Annotated in this window: 13 protein-coding genes and 1 tRNA gene; 3 read left to right on the top strand and 11 right to left on the bottom strand. The window is 59.2% G+C overall.

Annotated features, from left to right (window positions below):
- Positions 1-60: 60 nt before the first annotated feature.
- Entirely contained in the window at positions 61-1,509 is a 1,449-nt protein-coding gene (gene guaB / locus ACR3FB_RS08295) for an IMP dehydrogenase (protein ID WP_170374314.1), read from the bottom strand.
- Between the two features lie 219 nt (positions 1,510-1,728).
- Here guaB and ACR3FB_RS08290 point away from each other — a divergent pair, with 219 nt between their 5' ends.
- Positions 1,729-3,777: an ASKHA domain-containing protein gene (locus ACR3FB_RS08290; protein ID WP_480564740.1), complete on the top strand. Its 2,049-nt coding sequence runs from the start codon at positions 1,729-1,731 to the stop codon at positions 3,775-3,777.
- 214 nt (positions 3,778-3,991) lie between these two features.
- Here the strand turns inward: ACR3FB_RS08290 and ACR3FB_RS08285 are convergent, their stop codons facing one another.
- The 7 genes from ACR3FB_RS08285 to ACR3FB_RS08255 form a co-directional block, all read right to left on the bottom strand.
- On the bottom strand, positions 3,992-4,927 hold the full coding sequence (locus ACR3FB_RS08285) for a glycosyltransferase (RefSeq protein ID WP_425083196.1): 936 nt from the start codon (positions 4,925-4,927) through the stop codon (positions 3,992-3,994).
- 164 nt (positions 4,928-5,091) lie between these two features.
- A tRNA-Gly gene (locus ACR3FB_RS08280) sits at positions 5,092-5,165 on the bottom strand.
- Positions 5,166-5,229: 64 nt separating this feature from the next.
- Positions 5,230-6,057, bottom strand: coding sequence for a polyphosphate kinase 2 family protein (locus ACR3FB_RS08275; RefSeq protein ID WP_480564743.1), 828 nt, complete (start codon positions 6,055-6,057; stop codon positions 5,230-5,232).
- A 126-nt stretch (positions 6,058-6,183) separates the two neighbouring features.
- A complete protein-coding gene (locus ACR3FB_RS08270; RefSeq protein WP_170638737.1) occupies positions 6,184-7,245 on the bottom strand; it encodes a methyltetrahydrofolate cobalamin methyltransferase in 1,062 nt (353 codons plus the stop codon).
- Positions 7,246-7,254: 9 nt separating this feature from the next.
- Positions 7,255-8,181 carry a methylenetetrahydrofolate reductase gene (locus ACR3FB_RS08265; RefSeq protein WP_480564746.1) on the bottom strand — a complete coding sequence of 309 codons (927 nt, stop codon included), beginning with the start codon at positions 8,179-8,181 and terminating at the stop codon, positions 7,255-7,257.
- 26 nt (positions 8,182-8,207) lie between these two features.
- Positions 8,208-8,504, bottom strand: a complete 297-nt coding sequence (locus ACR3FB_RS08260; protein ID WP_170373668.1) for a virulence factor — start codon at positions 8,502-8,504, stop codon at positions 8,208-8,210.
- Positions 8,505-8,750: 246 nt separating this feature from the next.
- Positions 8,751-10,637: a PhoX family protein gene (locus ACR3FB_RS08255; protein ID WP_480564749.1), complete on the bottom strand. Its 1,887-nt coding sequence runs from the start codon at positions 10,635-10,637 to the stop codon at positions 8,751-8,753.
- A gap of 180 nt (positions 10,638-10,817) precedes the next feature.
- On the opposite strand from ACR3FB_RS08255, the gene ACR3FB_RS08250 reads away from it, so the two are divergent.
- Both ACR3FB_RS08250 and ACR3FB_RS08245 read left to right on the top strand, forming a co-directional pair.
- The gene (locus ACR3FB_RS08250) at positions 10,818-11,930 is read left to right on the top strand and encodes a Ppx/GppA phosphatase family protein (RefSeq protein WP_170373666.1); all 1,113 of its coding nucleotides are present in this window, start codon (positions 10,818-10,820) and stop codon (positions 11,928-11,930) included.
- Entirely contained in the window at positions 11,930-12,652 is a 723-nt protein-coding gene (locus tag ACR3FB_RS08245) for an RlmE family RNA methyltransferase (RefSeq protein WP_480564752.1), read from the top strand. Before ACR3FB_RS08250 ends, ACR3FB_RS08245 begins: the two co-directional genes overlap by 1 nt.
- Here the strand turns inward: ACR3FB_RS08245 and ACR3FB_RS08240 are convergent.
- The 3 genes from ACR3FB_RS08240 to ACR3FB_RS08230 form a co-directional block, all read right to left on the bottom strand.
- Positions 12,649-12,837 (bottom strand): hypothetical protein, encoded by a 189-nt coding sequence (locus tag ACR3FB_RS08240; RefSeq protein WP_480564755.1) that lies wholly within the window; start codon positions 12,835-12,837, stop codon positions 12,649-12,651. The genes ACR3FB_RS08245 and ACR3FB_RS08240 overlap by 4 nt on opposite strands.
- A 101-nt stretch (positions 12,838-12,938) precedes the next feature.
- A complete protein-coding gene (locus ACR3FB_RS08235) occupies positions 12,939-14,828 on the bottom strand; it encodes a cytochrome c3 family protein (RefSeq protein ID WP_480564758.1) in 1,890 nt (629 codons plus the stop codon).
- Positions 14,825-15,691, bottom strand: a complete 867-nt coding sequence (locus ACR3FB_RS08230; RefSeq protein ID WP_480564761.1) for a YihY/virulence factor BrkB family protein — start codon at positions 15,689-15,691, stop codon at positions 14,825-14,827. The genes ACR3FB_RS08235 and ACR3FB_RS08230 overlap by 4 nt, the downstream gene beginning before the upstream one ends.
- Between the last annotated feature and the right edge of the window lie 8 nt (positions 15,692-15,699).

The following is a 15,699-nucleotide window of genomic DNA, read 5'->3' as shown; positions in this document are numbered from 1 at the left end:
GTTTTCCAAGAACGCAAAACGGCGCCCGCGTCGGGGCGCCGCCTACAACAGATCACCAGATCACATAACCCGGTAGTTCGGGCTTTCGCGCGTGATCTGCACGTCATGCACGTGGCTTTCCTTCAGACCCGCCCCGGTGATTTTGACGAAATTGCAGTTCTTGCGCATCTCTTCGACTGTGGCACAGCCGGTATAGCCCATGGCCGCGCGCAAACCGCCGACCAGTTGGTGAACAACCGCTCCTGCAGAGCCTTTATAGGGCACCTGACCTTCGATCCCCTCCGGCACCAGCTTGTCATTGGCGGCATCCTTCTGAAAATAGCGATCCGCCGAACCGCGCGCCATTGCACCCAAGCTGCCCATGCCGCGATAGGATTTGAAAGAGCGGCCCTGATACAGGATCACCTCACCCGGGCTTTCATCCGTACCCGCGATCATCGAGCCGACCATGGCGCAGGACGCACCCGCCGCGATGGCCTTGGCGAAATCACCCGAGAACTTGATACCACCATCGGCAATCACCGGCACATCTCCGGCGGCTGAGGCGCAGTCCATGATCGCCGTCAGCTGAGGCACCCCGACACCGGCCACCATCCGCGTGGTACAGATCGAGCCCGGCCCGATGCCAACCTTGATCGCATCCGCGCCCGCATCAATCAGCGCTTTGGTAGCATCCGCGGTGGCGACGTTGCCCGCAATGATCTGAACTTCGTTCGACAGCGTTTTGGCGCGCTTGACCGCCTCCAGAACACCTTCGGAATGGCCGTGAGCGGTATCGACGACGATAATATCGACACCCGAGTCGACCAGCAGTTCTGAGCGCTCAAACCCTGCATCCCCGACCGAGGTCGCGGCGGCGACGCGCAGACGGCCCAGGTGGTCCTTGCAGGCCGTTGGGTTCAGAACGGCTTGTTCAGTGTCTTTCAGGGTAAGCAGACCGGTCAGCTTGCCTTCGCCATCAACGACCAGCAGTTTTTCTATCCGGCGGGCGCGCATCAGGGATTTGGCCTCTTCCAGATCGGCGGGCTCCTGCAACATCGCCAGATTGTCCGAGGTCATCATGGCCTTGATTGGCGTGTCGTCCGACGTGGCAAATCGCATGTCCCGGTTGGTCACGATGCCGACAACGCGGCCCTGCTCGTCCACAACCGGGAAACCCGTGAAGTTGTAGCGCTGAACCAACGCCTGCGCGTCTGCAAGCGTCTGATCGGCGCGCAGCGTCACTGGGTTGTAGACGATGCCCGATTCGAACCGCTTCACCCGGCGTACCTCGCGGGCCTGTTCCTCGACCGACAGGTTCTTGTGGATCACACCGATCCCACCGGCCTGCGCCATGGCGATGGCCATGCGCGCCTCGGTCACAGTATCCATGGCCGAGCTGAGCAGCGGGATGTTCATGGAAATCTGACGCGTCACGCGCGTCGTCGTATCCGCCGTTGCCGGCAGCACCGAAGATGCGCCCGGAACAAGAAGTACGTCGTCAAAGGTAAGTGCCTCACGAATCTGCATCATCAAACCCCATGCAAAAGCCCGTTTGGCGGTGACCCTATTGCATGGATTGACCCGAAGGAAAAGCCCCAGAACCCAAGTTGTTTGCCCTTGGGTGGGAATAGCACGTCACAAAACGACGCTCGTTGTACAAAACGTGCCGCTGTCAGGGCTTTCCCTTTGTGAATAAACTCATATCTTCCCCGGCATACGCGCGAACACAATTTAGGCAGGCCGACCATGACCACCGACCCCCTTGTCGTCTTTACCCCCTCGGGCAAACGCGGGCACTTTCCCGTTGGCACCCCGATTCTGACCGCCGCCCGACAGCTGGGCGTTGACCTGGATTCGGTTTGCGGAGGGCGCGGCATCTGCTCGAAATGTCAGATCACGCCTAGCTACGGCGAGTTCCCCAAGCACGGCGTGACGGTCTCGGAAGACGCGCTGAGCGAATGGAACGCGGTCGAGCAGCGCTATGACGACAAACGTGGCCTGAAACCCGGTCGTCGTTTGGGCTGTCAGGCCTCGGTTCAGGGTGATGTTGTGATCGACGTGCCGCCCGAAAGTCAGGTTCACCGCCAGGTTGTACGCAAGGCCGCAGCTGCGCGCGCCATCACCATGGACCCGGCCACGCGGCTCTATTTCGTCGTAGTCGAGGAACCCGATATGCACTCGCCCACCGGCGATCTGGAGCGTCTGGAACGTGCCCTGCGCGAGCAGTGGAAGATCGAGGCCGTCACCGCAGATCTGTCCCTGATGTCGAAGCTGCAACCGGTTCTGCGCAAAGGTAAATGGGAAGTCACTGTTGCCGTTCACAAAGGTCATAAGGACCCGGTGGCCCGCATCGTCGAAATCTGGCCCGGCCTGCACGAAGGGGGTCTCTTTGGTTTGGCCATCGACCTCGGCTCGACAACGGTTGCCGCGCATCTGACCGACCTGGAGACAGGTGAGGTCAAGGCATCCTCGGGCCTGATGAACCCCCAGATCCGCTTCGGCGAAGACCTCATGAGCCGCGTTTCCTACGCCATGATGAACCCCGGCGGCGATCAGGAGATGACCAAGGCCGTGCGCGAGGCGATCAATGACCTGACCACCTCGATCGCGGAAGAAGCGGGCATTGACGCAAGCCTGATCGTTGAGACGGTGTTTGTTTGTAACCCGGTCATGCACCACTTGCTGCTGGGTCTGGACCCGGTCGAACTGGGGCAAGCTCCGTTTGCGCTGGCGACTTCGGAAAGCATGTCCCTGCCCGCGCGTGAGATGGACCTGACCACAATGAACCCGCGCGCGCAGATCTACATCCTGCCCTGTATCGCCGGTCACGTGGGCGCCGACTGTGCCGCCGTTGCCCTGTCGGAAGAGCCCGGCAAGTCCGAAGACCTCGTGCTGATCGTGGACGTGGGCACCAATGCCGAAATCCTGCTCGGCAATACCAGCCGTGTTCTGGCTTGCTCGTCGCCTACAGGGCCAGCGTTCGAAGGCGCGCAGATAAGTTCTGGCCAACGCGCCGCCCCTGGTGCGATTGAGCGGATCGAGATCGACCCCGTCACCAAGGAACCCCGTTTCCGCGTGATCGGGTCCGAGAAATGGTCGAATGAGGACGGGTTCGATCAGGACATCGCCACCACCGGAATCACCGGCATCTGCGGGTCCGGGATTATCGAGGCCGTGGCCGAAATGCGCATCGCGGGTCTGCTGGACGAAAGTGGGTTGATCGGATCGGCGGAGCAAACCGGCACCCCTCGCTGTGTTCCTGAAGGGCGCACACACGCCTATCTGATCTATGATTCCAGCGCGGAAGGTGGCCCTCGGATCACCGTCACTCAAGGCGATATCCGGGCCATCCAGCTGGCGAAATCGGCACTTTATGCGGGTGCGCGCCTATTGATGGACGAGATGGAGGTCGACCGAGTGGATCGCGTGGTTCTGGCCGGGGCCTTTGGCGCGCATATCTCGACCAAGCACGCGATGGTTCTGGGCATGATCCCGGATGCACCGCTCGACAAGGTCTCCAGCGCGGGCAACGCGGCTGGCACCGGCGCCCGGATTGCACTGTGCAACATCGGCTCGCGCGCCGAGATCGAGCGCGTCGTGCGCGAGATCACCAAGATCGAGACCGCCATCGAGCCGAAGTTCCAAGACCACTTCGTCGCCGCCAATGCGATCCCGCACAAAACCGACCCATTCCCGGAACTCGCACAGGTCGTCACCCTTCCCGCACCGTCCTTTAACACCGGTGGTAGGGAAACCGAAGCCGGCGGAGGACGTCGTCGTCGCAGACGATCGTAAGTTGAGGTTTTAAAGCAGCGGAAGGCTCACATCAATTTGTGGGCCTTCACTTGAACGAAGAGCCGAATTCAGCGTTTTCGGGCCCACCGAACTACATTTCGAAGAACAGCAAAAAAGCAGAACGCAACTACGGCCAATATTCTTGTAAAACAACGGCAGACGACGGGAGTTTGCGTCAACCATTTCGCCAGAGATGAGAGGTGTGCGTCGTAGACTAGGCGGCACCAAACAGTCTCCGCGCTTGGCCGCGCAATCTCCGCCATTCACGAGCAAGCTTCTGCGTCTTAGTCAGTTTGGGGTCTTTGTATGCCCGCAAACGTTCCAGAGCCGTTCCATCTTCGGCGATAATATCGGGGAAATGCGGCGACCCATCGGTATTCAACGCTCGTTCTGGGCGATTTAGATCCTCGCCACAATGCACCCCGGATCCGTCGAGACCGATGTTTTCAGCGTAGCTTTCGTGGGGCGAAAGGCAAAGCCCGCGATTCCGGAAAATCGTGGCGTACCAGAAGATGGCCCATGTGTTGATTTCGCCTCGTGCGTTGTCCAACACTTGCACCCATAAATCTGCCGCGCCATCCAGATTGAACCTGAAAATCTCCTCGTCAGAGAAGCTTGAGATCAACTCTTCGGGATTCTTTTCGAAGTGCGACCAACGGTTTGCCCAAGTAGCCCAACCCCAGCAACTCATGAAACGCAGGAAGGACAAACCGCGCTGGGTGTCCTCTTTTGAGTATGGCTCACAGTAGGCTGAAATGTGCCAGACATTCGCATCAGTTTCATAACGTTGTAGTGCTTTATTCATGTAACTTAGGAAAGCTGGTGACGTAACGATGTCATCCTCCAGAACAATGACCCGACCATGCGTTTCAACAACATGCGAAACGCCTTCGATGATCGAGGTCGCTAGCCCAGCATTCGCTTCGCGTCGTGACAGATGGACCTTGGCAAACCCCTGCAAGTCAGAGAACAGTCCTGCAACCTCATCAACCAATGCGCGTTCATCCCCAGACCGGGGGCCGTCTATAAAGACGTAAACTTCAGTTTCTTTGGCCAAAGGCGAGGCCTTCAGAGTTTCGATCACCGAAAGGGTATGTTGTGGTCTGTTGAACGCAAAAAGGCACACAGGTGCCAATTTTTCAGAAGACATCGTGTTCGGCGACATATTCCATTACCTTTCAAACGGTATTGAACCCGCTTACGCCTTGTACCTTAGCGCGTGAGGCGCGACAAATTTTCGAGCCCGCCTAAGACGCACCTACTTCGATCATCGGTACATTTACATAACGCGATGCTTTCTAAAGTACATTGTTATGGAGCGGGTAGCGGGAATCGAACCCGCGCGTTCAGCTTGGGAAGCTGACAGGCTACCATTACATCATACCCGCCGCGAGGTTTGAGATACCATCGCCACCTGAAAAACTGCAAGCGCCTTTCGATTGGGCAATTGGATTACTCTGTCCGCGCCCGCAGGGAGTCGATCAATGATTGGTCAACATCCAATGCCTCGCACGCCGCGTCCAAAGTTCGTTTGTCCAAATGCTGTGGGTTTAGATCTATGTCCTTTGAGAACGCATCAACGATGGCTTGCATTGCTTTGATTCTCGCAGATTTTTTGTTGTTGGCCGGAATAACGTGCCACGGTGCAATCGCCGTTGACGTACGCGCCAGCATCTCATCGACGGCGATCCCGGCCTCGTCCCAACGCTCGCGATTGCGGAAATCCTCATAAGTCAGCTTCCAGCGCTTCAATGGGTTGCGCAGGCGTTCGGTGAAACGCGCCATCTGTTCGTCTTGTGAGATATGAAAGAACAGCTTTACGATCCGTGTGCCGTCATCAACAAGCATACGCTCGAAATCGTTGATCTCTCGATATCCCGCGCGCCACCGTTTCTCAGGTGTGAACTTCTCGATCCGTTCCACCAGAACACGCCCGTACCAACTGCGGTCAAAGGCCGAGATTGCACCTTCTGGCGGCAAACGTTCCCAAAACCGTAGCAGATAGTGGCGATTGAGATAGTAGTTGCGCGGCGCGCCGATCGGCCAGACTTTGAAACTGCGCGGATCAAGCGCCTGGCTGATACGGCGGATGGTGCCACCTTTGCCAGCGGCATCCCAACCTTCAAAGACGATTACGCCCTTGGTTCCATGGAATAGGAAAGCTTGCTGAATACGCGCCAGTTTCGCCTGCAGATCAATCAGCTTGTCGAAATAGTCCTTCTTGCCCAACTTCTCACTCAGGTCTGCGTCGGCCAGTTTTGGAGGGTGATGTTTGGACATGAAAGCACCTGATCGTTGCGGAAGGGACCGCCCCAGTCTCTACGATATCACGCTTGCTGCATTGATCAGGGTCAAACGAAAAAGGCCGGGCGTAATGCCCGGCCTTTGATCTGATAGCTCAAAAAATCAAGCGCGACGACGACGGCCACCGCCGCGACGACCGCCTGCTCCACCGGCCGCAGCCGCTTCCTCAGGCGATTTGTTGAACTTAATCCATGCGCCGCCATGCGGGTCGTTGTTGGTCAGCAGGTTGGCGGCACGGATGGCCTCCATCTCCTTACCGGCACGCGGCAGGGTCGAACCCAGACCGAACATCTGAACGAAGGCCTCATCATCCATGCCTTCGGGCAGGATGATACCAGCTGCGGCAACGGCCTCTTTCTTCTCGGCGATTTTCTTCTGTGTCGTGGGCAGAGCAACCGGGTTCATGATCGCGGACGTCATGCCAGCACCCATCGCCATCGGCAGGAAGGCGTTGTTGATGCCGTGACGGTTCGGCAGGCCAAATGAGATGTTGGACGCACCACAGGTGGTGTTCACGCCCAGCTCTTCGCGCAGACGACGGACCAGAGCGAAGACCTGCTGGCCAGCGGTTGCCATCGCACCGATCGGCATAACCAGCGGGTCAACCACGATGTCATGCGCCGGGATGCCGAAATCGGCAGCGCGCTCAACGATCTTCTTGGCCACGTCGAACCGCACATCGGGGTCTTCCGAGATGCCGGTGTCGTCGTTCGAGATCGCAACAACCGGAACGTTGTATTTCTTGACCAGCGGCAGAACCAGTTCCAGACGCTCTTCTTCGCCAGTAACCGAGTTCAGCAGCGGACGGCCCTCAGCCGCTTCAAGACCGGCCTCCAGCGCGCCGGGAACCGACGAGTCGATGCAGAGCGGGACGTCAACCAGACCCTGAACCAGCTCTACGATCTGGCGCATCAGCGGCGGCTCGGTCTCGTTCGGGTTGGGGTTCGAGTTGTAGACAACGCCTGCGTTGATATCCAGAACGGTCGCGCCTGCAGCGACCTGCGCCAGAGCATCTTTCTCAACGGTCGAAAAGTCGCCCGCCTCAAGCTCAGCGGCCAGTTTCTTGCGGCCCGTGGGGTTGATCCGCTCGCCAATCACGCAGAACGGTTCGTCAAAGCCCAGAACGGCGGTTTTTGTTTTTGATTCTACGACTGTACGGGTCATGTCCGTTCCTTAAGCGTTAACCGGCTTCGCCGAAGCGCCGCCGTTGTTGATGGCCCAGTTGGCGTTGGTCTTGATGCCGCCAAGGGGGAAGAAGTGTACGTTGGTGATGTTGAAATCCGGGTTCGCCGCTTTGTATTCGGCCAGTTCGGTGATCACATCATTCGGCTCATAAGGCAGCAGCAGCTTGGAGACATCCATCGCGCGCTTTTGCAAAACTTTCAGCGACGGGCCAACGCCACAGGCGATGGCGAACTTGATCAGGGTCTGCAGCTTGGCAGGGCCTGCGATACCGATATGAACCGGGATGTCGATCCCCGCCTCTTTCAGGCTGTTCGCCCATGCGATGATCGGCTTTGCGTCAAATGCAAACTGAGTGGCCAGCGCCATCTCGGCGTCGGTGGTTTCGCTGAATTTCTGTTTCCAGCGCAGCGCGTCGTCAACGTTCTTGGTCGAGCCGTCCGGGTCGATGTCCTTGTTGCCCTCGGGGTGACCGGCAACGTGCAGACGCTTGAAACCGGCTTTGTCGAACAGCCCGGACTCCATCAGCTGCATCGAGCTGTCGAAATCACCATGGGGCTTGGCCACACCACCGGCCAGCAGTAGCGCCTGATCAACGCCCGCTTCGCCTTGATACATCGAGATCCAGTTCTCCAGCGTCGCGGCATCCTTGATGATACGCGCCGGGAAGTGCGGCATGACCGGGTAACCCTCGGCGGCGATGCGCTTGGCGGTTTTCACCATGTCTTCGATCGGCGTGCCCTCGATATGGGCGATGTATACACGGGTGCCTTCGGGCAGCAGCGCGCGGAAATCTTCGACCTTTTCGGCGGTGCGCGGCATTACCTCGATCGAATAGCCCTGCAGAAAGGCTTCGACGGTCGGATTTACAGGGCCGTTTTCGGCGGCATCACGTTTCTTGAAGTTCAGCAAAGCCATTGCGGCCTCCCATATAGATTTCGGGCTCATGCCCAACCGTCATTCGCGATCAGTGCCTTGATGCGGTCCTGATCGTATTCCGTTTCCAGACGCACAGCCTGCGCTTCGGCAATCTCGGACGGGTCGCCCTCAACCGCGAAAGGCTCGGCCTTGCGCCATTCAGCCAGGTAGGCATCACTGTCCTTGGCGTTTACCTTCATGGCGGCGCGGTCGATGGCCTGTTCAAACCGTTCTTCCAACTGCCGCTTTGCGCCACGACGGCCTTTGCCGACGATGACCTGAGCGGGAATGTCGCGCCAGTACACGATGGTGACGTCAGGCATAGCTGTGATTCCTCCTAACCAATGGGGCGGTTCTAAACGTCTATATTGGGCTAAGGAGGTCGGTTTTCGACACCCAGCGCCTTCCAAGCGACCTTTTTGCCTATGACGGTGTACAGTGGTTTTAGCCGGGTTTCACAGAAAACCAGATATCAAAACTTTCAACGCTTGTATGAGGATGGCTCAACACAAGCAAAAACCCCGGGCGGCAACACCGTCCGGGGCTTGTTTTTAAGGGCGTTTTCGGCCTTAGCCGACCAAACCGCCATCGTCACGCGTGACCGCGATGATAGCCGAGCGTGGCACGGCATCGCCGCCTTCGGGCCAGTGGCTATTGCCGTCCTCACCCGGGTGCTGGACGCCTACGAACATGGTGCGGCGATCCGGCGACCAGCTGAGGCCGGTGATCTCGCACTCATTCGGGCCGACCAGGAAGCGGCGGATTTCACCGGTGACCGGGTCGCCTGCCAGCATCTGGTTGTTGCCCTGACCTTCGAAATCACCTTCGTTGCCATAGTTGCCGTCGGTCTGGATCCACAGCAGGCCGTTGCTGTCGAATTTCAGACCATCGGGTGAGTTGAACATGTTCTCGGCATTGACGTTATCCGACCCGCCATAGGCGTCCTGATGAACATTCGGGTTACCTGCCAGCACATACAGATCCCAGGCAAAGCCGGGCGCGGTATGATCGCCACCTTCGGGACGCCAGCGCACGATCTGGCCATAGTTGTTGGCCTCGCGCGGGTTCGGACCGTTGACCGAGGTGTCATCCCCACCGGCATTCGGCTTGACGCCCCGGTTCTTGTTGTTGGTCAGACAGCAGTAGACCTCGGCCACGTTCGGGTTGGCCGCTACCCATTCGGGGCGGTCCATGGTGGTCGCGCCCACAGCAGACGCGCCCTGACGGGTGTGGATGCTGATTTCAGCCTGCGAAGCCAAACCGGTTGTTTCAGGCGTCAGGTCCAGCCACTCACCAGTGCCGTCATCGTTGAACTTGGCAACCGACAGCGTGCCGTTTTCCAGAAGCGCGTTGGTGTCAACACCCGCCGCATAGACACCGTCCGAGACGAAACGGTACAGGAACTCGCCGCGCTCATCATCGCCCATGTAGACGACAACGCGACCATCGTTGTTGACCACAGATTCGGCGTTCTCGTGCTTGAAGCGGCCCAGAGCGGTCAGTTTGCGCGGTGTCGAGGTCGGGTCGGTCGGGTCGATCTCAACCACGTAACCGGCGCGGTTCGGTTCATTGGGGTTTTTCGAGACGTCAAAACGCTCGTCGATCTTGGCCCAGCCATAACCCCAGTCCTTGGACGAGACGCCATAGCGCTTCAGTTCGGCGCTGACTTCATGCGCTTCGTCTTCCGCCGAGAAGTAGCCGTTGAAGTTCTCTTCACAGGCCAGATAGGTGCCCCAAGGCGTCATGCCGTTGCCGCAGTTGTTCCAGGTGCCCTTGGAGGTCGTGCCGGTCGGATCAGCGGCGGTTTTCATCAGGTCGTGGCCCGCAGCCGGTCCGGTGATTGTCATGTCGGTCTGTGGCGTGATGCGGCGGTTATATGGGCTGTCCTTGACGATGCCCCATGTGCCGTCGGTATTGGCAATCTCGACCACCGTCACACCATGGGCCATCATGCCCTTGGCGACATCATCGTCCGAGGCCGCCTTGGCATCGGGATTGTTGCCCCACAGGATATCGCGGTTGGTGTATTCGTTGTTCACGACCAGCAGAACGTGACCGTCATGGAAGAAAACGTCCTGACCGTCGGTGTTGTCGCCAAAGGCGCGTTCCTGGCTGGCGGCGGTGCCACGGGTCGCAGGATCGAATTCAGGTGCGTCGGACCACAACGGATCGCCCCAGCGTACCATGACTTCGGCCTTGTAGCCTGCGGGCACGACCACCTCATCGGCAGTTGAGACCGGAATCGCCTCGAACGAGAACCGATCAGCTGACGCGCGCGCACCTGTGGGCAGAAGCGAGCCGCCGACTGCGGTAAAGCTGCCCATGGCCAGAACGCCCCCCAGAAAGCCACGTCGTGACAAGGCGCGCTCGACCACGCGGTCGAATTCACATTCCTCGGGGCGCGGATTTACGACTTCATCAAATTCATCGAAGGACAGGGTGCGCTCATCTTTCATGGCAGTCTCCGTATCTGGCTGTAAGCTTGTAGAGAATCCCGAAATAGGGATCGGCACGGGAATTGCATTTCAGTATGAACGCTGTGTGACACTCACGTTAAATTCAAAATTGAAATCACTTGCGCGTCGGCGAGACCCCGCCTAGGGTCAACGTAACTCGAAAATCGGAGGGCGTTACAAATGGCGCCCAAGCGTCCCAAAGGTGCGGGCGCGTTCCCGAAGGCGGTCGAAAGCCCCGCGCCGGCAAGACCCGATCCAGATGCACTCTATGCGGCGTTGGATCTGGGGACAAATAGCTGCCGCATGTTGATAGCCCAACCCAAGGGGAGCGGGTTCCATGTGGTCGATAGTTTCTCCAAATCCGTGCAGTTGGGCGCGGGTCTGGAACGCACGGGACGTTTGTCCCGGGCGTCGATGTCGCGAACCGTTCAGGCACTGCGAATCTGCCAGCAAAAGCTGAAGCGCAACAAGGTCAAACGGATGCGTCTGGTCGCAACCGAGGCCTGTCGGCGCGCCAAGAACTCACGCGATTTCATCCGGCAGGTGCGGCGTGAAACCGGCCTGAACCTTGAGATCATCCAGCCCGAGGAAGAGGCTCGTCTGGCCGTCATCTCCTGCGCGCCGCTGGTGTCGACCAAGACCGAGCAATTGCTGGTCGTGGATATTGGCGGCGGCTCTACAGAGCTGGTGTGGATCGACATCTCGTCCGTGCCGCGCCGCGATCGGCCAGCAGCGATCATGCGTCTGCACAACGGATTTCACACCGCCGACAGCCCCTTCCCGGCCGCCAAGGTCGTGGACTGGATTAGCGTCCCGCTGGGCGTCGCAACCCTGCGCGACCAGTTTCATGACGTTGAGGATGACTCGGCCCGGTTTGCGTTGATGAGCTGGTTTTTTGAAGAAAACCTTGCTGATTTCGCCCCTTACAAGGACGAACAGACCCGAGCGGGTTTTCAGATCGTCGGCACCAGCGGCACGGTGACAACCGTAGCCGCCTCGCATCTGGGCCTGAAGCGCTATGACCGGACCAAGGTGGACGGTTTGCGTATGACCAGCGATCAGATTGACAAAGTCATACGCGGGTATTTAGAACTCGGCCCTCACGGGCGACGCCGGGACCCTCGGATTGGGGATGACCGGCAGGCCCTGATCATGTCCGGCTCGGCCATTTTGCAGGCCCTTTTGCGTTGCTGGCCTACCGACCGCCTTTCCGTGGCGGACCGCGGGCTGCGTGAAGGGTTGCTTTATGCGCAGATGAGCGCGGACGGCGTATTGGAAGACGGACCGTTCTGATGGCGAAAACACCGAGTGGAAAAAACACCTCAGGCCGTGGACAGCGTGACCTGAAGGTTAAGGTGAAGACGGCGCGTGGGCGCAAGCTCAGCTCGACCCGGTGGCTCGAGCGGCAGTTGAACGACCCCTATGTCAAGCGCGCGAATGCCGAAGGCTATCGTGGGCGCGCTGCGTTCAAGATCCTCGAACTGGACGACAAATTCCGCTTTCTGGTTCCCGGTGCGCGCGTCGTTGATCTGGGCTGTGCGCCCGGTGGCTGGCTGCAGGTCGCCGTCAAGCGTGTGAATGCACTGGGTGAGAAAAGCGGTAAACGCATTGGCACCGTTCTGGGTGTTGACCTGCAAGAGGTTGAACCGGTTGCAGGCGCCACGGCCCACGTGCTGGATTTCATGGAAGATGACGCGGACCTCAAGGTCAAAGAGTTGCTGGGCGGCAAGGCTGACGTTGTGATGTCTGACATGGCCGCCGCGTCCTCGGGTCACAAGCAGACCGACCATTTGCGGATCATGGCCCTGTGCGAAACCGCCGCTTACTTTGCCTTTGATGTTTTGGAAGAGGGCGGCACTTTTGTGGCCAAGGTTCTTGCCGGCGGCGCCGAGGGCGATTTGCAACAGCTGCTCAAGCAGAAGTTCGAAAAAGTCGCAAACGTCAAACCGCCTGCATCGCGTTCGGACAGTTCCGAGAAGTTCGTGGTTGCAACAGGGTTCCGAGGCGGCGCCTAGTCCTCGAGCGCGATCTGACCGGCCAGCCGCTGTTCGCGTAACGACGCGGCTGCAATGCCTTGCAGCATCAGCCCCTCACCATGGTTCAGGTCAACCGGCTTGCGGTTCCGAAGTTCCGCGATCCGTTGATCCAATGAGACCTGCCTGCCCCGTGAGACAGGATGTTTCAAAACATGTTTCGACATGTGACACCTTTTACGACCTGTTGGCCTGACACCCTCAGACACAGGTCTACGTGTGAAATCTGCCGGGATGATGGCGCGAAACGGGCGCGCAAAGGCCGTTCTTATGGCCCGAGTTGCCGGGACAGCTCTTGAAGGTTCGGATCATTTGGAATGCGCTGTAGACCTTCCTGTACGATTTCACGCGCAGCTTGCGGCCCGCGATTGATCTGCGCCAGCTGCACCAGCATCGGCCAGGCTTCGACGCGTTGCGGGTCGAGGGTCACAACCTCACGAAAGGCACGCTCGGCTGCTGGAGCGTTGCGAAAGGTCAGCGCCATGCCGCCCAGCACCATATGGGTTTCTGGGAAATCCAGACGGTTGGAGATTGCCCCCTGCCATTCGGCGGTGGCCTGCCCTGCCAAGACCCGCTGTTCCTCGGTCATCGCCTCCGGCGGGATTGTCAGGACTTCTTTCGCAGCCGAAATCCGGACGTTGCGCAGCGGGTCCGAAAGCAATGGTTCCAATCGCTGAACCTGATCGCGGGGAGAGGCCTGGCGTTGCAACGTCACAGCGTTGGCCCTAACCAGCGGGTCGGCATCCGTCAGCAACTCAGCCGTGGCGTCGGCCACCTGACGCGAGCCGAAGGGCTGAAGGAGATACGCCGCTGTCGCGCGCACGATCCCGGCCTGAGACGGATCGTTGGCAATCGCCAGTAGCCCTTCCGGACTGTCCGCCTGCCCCGCCATTGCCGGAGCGAAGACCGAACCGAAATGCGGGCCTCGATGGGTTGAGTCTGGAAACCAGCCCTCGATTTGCGCCGCAGCCCATGGCTGGTCTTTGTCGGTGTGGCAATCGGTGCAGGCATCCTGCCCAAGCCTCAGATCAGGGCGCGGCACACGGAAACTGTGATCCCGCCGACCGTCGACGCCCATATAGACACGCTCGATCATGTGGCAGGTCTTGCATTGCGCACCTGCGCTGTCTTCGGGGTGGTGGTGATGATCAGGGGTGTCATAGTCCTTGCGGGCCAGAGTTGGGAAATCCGGATTGCCCGCCGGAGAATGGCATTGCGTGCAGACCCCATTGCCATCGGCCCTCAGCGTCGCGCTATGGGGTTCGTGGCAGTTCATGCAGCCCACGCCTTGCGCATACATTTTGGACTGCAGGAAGGACCCGTAAACATAGACCTCATCCAGAATCTGACCGTCGGGGTGATAGGCCCCCGGTCGCAGAAGCGCAAGATTGTAGGCGTCGTGATAGGGCGTTCCGGGCAAAGGGTTGCCCTGCTCATGCGCCTCGCGACGGGAATGGCACCCTGCGCATTGCTGAATTTGCGCCTCGGTCTGGCCTTTGCCCCATGACATCGCGAAGCCGGCCTCACCTACCCCTTCGGGCAATATACGGCCATTGACCCAGTCGATATGCGCCGAACCGGGGCCGTGGCAGGCCTCACACCCGACACCGATCTCAGCCTGGCGAGACTGGTAGCTGCGGGTTTGCGCGTCGTAGTTCTTTTCAAATCCCGTTGCGTGGCATTCGGCGCAGCGGGCGTTCCAGTTCTTGTAGGGCCCGGTCCAGTGCAGCCCGTCATCAGGGGGCAAATCCTGATCCGGATAGAGGTGGAACCAGCGTTTGTTTTCCGTGTCCCAGACCACATCAAAGCTCTGCAGTCGGCCGGGATCGGTTTCGAACAGGTATTGCTGCAAGGGTTCAATACCGACGACCGAGTGGACGTCATACTCGGTCATCACACCGTTTTTTTCAGTGACCTGAGCGGTTGGGACCTCGCCGCTATGGTCGAACAGGACCGACATACCGTCATGCTCAAAGCGGGTGCCATCAAAATCGGCAACCATCTTCCCTGCCCCGACCTCGGTCCAGGCCAGCGCGTGGTGAGAGTTGGCCCAGGCCTCGGCCTCCTCCACGTGACAGTCAGTGCATTGATCCGAACCGACATAGGACTGCGCGTTGGCGGCCCCGGCAAATGCAACAAAGAGCAAAACCCACCTCATGCCGAAGCGCTTTCTTGGTCGCGCTGCAAATCCATCAGGGCGCCGTTATACTCGGCACCCAGGATCAGGATCGCCGCGCAAAGGTATAGAAAAATCAACGCCGCCATGGCTCCTGCCAACCCGGCATAGGTGGCGCTGTAGCTGGCGAACTGGCCGATATAGATGGAAAACCCCCACCCTCCGGCCCCCAACAGAACAAGGGTCAGCACAACACCAGGCAGAATTTGCATCACCCGATGTCGACCGGTCGGCAGGATCAGATGTGCCAGCAGGATCGTGCCCGCCGGAACCGCAACCGTGAAGGTCCAGCGCAGCCGGTCCACCGACAACCAGTTCGAGACATCTACATCCGTATGCTCGGACACGAGCTGAGTATATACGGGCAAGACAACCTCGACCGCGGCGATGATCAGGATCGCAGCGCCACCCAGAATAACCAGGCCAATGCACAGCAGCCGCGTTTTCCAGAACGGCCAGCTGTCCCGATCGTGATAGGCCTGATTCATCGCCGCCCGAACCGCTGCCACCCCGTTCGACGCAAAATAAACCGCCAGCAGACCGCCGATGGTGATCACGCCCGAGCTGGAGCTCTGTAACACCGCGCGCAACTCAGACACGATCGGTGCAGCCACATCCTGTGGCCACGCGCCGAAAATCAGCTCGATCAATTCGTCATTCACATAGCCCTGAGACAAGGCGCCCGCCAGCGCCACGGTGAACAGAACAAAGGGAAAGAGCGCCATCATCATCGACATGGCGACATGGCTGCTCATGACAAAGCCGTTCTTCTCGCCAAAGCGCCGAACGGCCAGGAAAAGCGCCTTTATCAAACGGCTTGATATGGGATTCGCAGCACTGGACATACGGAACT

This window comes from Ruegeria sp. AO1 (genome assembly GCF_056535985.1).
The sequence above is the reverse complement of the archived record's forward strand: the minus strand, read 5'-3'. Positions and strand labels throughout refer to the sequence as shown.

Coding starts and splice junctions, on each gene's coding strand:
- ACR3FB_RS08275 (WP_480564743.1), bottom strand. CDS start 6,057: ATGTCCAAACATCACCCTCCAAAACTGGCCGACGCAGACCTGAGTGAG.
- ACR3FB_RS08270 (WP_170638737.1), bottom strand. CDS start 7,245: ATGACCCGTACAGTCGTAGAATCAAAAACAAAAACCGCCGTTCTGGGC.
- guaB (WP_170374314.1), bottom strand. CDS start 1,509: ATGCAGATTCGTGAGGCACTTACCTTTGACGACGTACTTCTTGTTCCG.
- ACR3FB_RS08230 (WP_480564761.1), bottom strand. CDS start 15,691: ATGTCCAGTGCTGCGAATCCCATATCAAGCCGTTTGATAAAGGCGCTT.
- ACR3FB_RS08245 (WP_480564752.1), top strand. CDS start 11,930: ATGGCGAAAACACCGAGTGGAAAAAACACCTCAGGCCGTGGACAGCGT.
- ACR3FB_RS08250 (WP_170373666.1), top strand. CDS start 10,818: ATGGCGCCCAAGCGTCCCAAAGGTGCGGGCGCGTTCCCGAAGGCGGTC.
- ACR3FB_RS08285 (WP_425083196.1), bottom strand. CDS start 4,927: ATGTCTTCTGAAAAATTGGCACCTGTGTGCCTTTTTGCGTTCAACAGA.
- ACR3FB_RS08260 (WP_170373668.1), bottom strand. CDS start 8,504: ATGCCTGACGTCACCATCGTGTACTGGCGCGACATTCCCGCTCAGGTC.
- ACR3FB_RS08240 (WP_480564755.1), bottom strand. CDS start 12,837: ATGTCGAAACATGTTTTGAAACATCCTGTCTCACGGGGCAGGCAGGTC.
- ACR3FB_RS08255 (WP_480564749.1), bottom strand. CDS start 10,637: ATGAAAGATGAGCGCACCCTGTCCTTCGATGAATTTGATGAAGTCGTA.
- ACR3FB_RS08235 (WP_480564758.1), bottom strand. CDS start 14,828: ATGAGGTGGGTTTTGCTCTTTGTTGCATTTGCCGGGGCCGCCAACGCG.
- ACR3FB_RS08290 (WP_480564740.1), top strand. CDS start 1,729: ATGACCACCGACCCCCTTGTCGTCTTTACCCCCTCGGGCAAACGCGGG.
- ACR3FB_RS08265 (WP_480564746.1), bottom strand. CDS start 8,181: ATGGCTTTGCTGAACTTCAAGAAACGTGATGCCGCCGAAAACGGCCCT.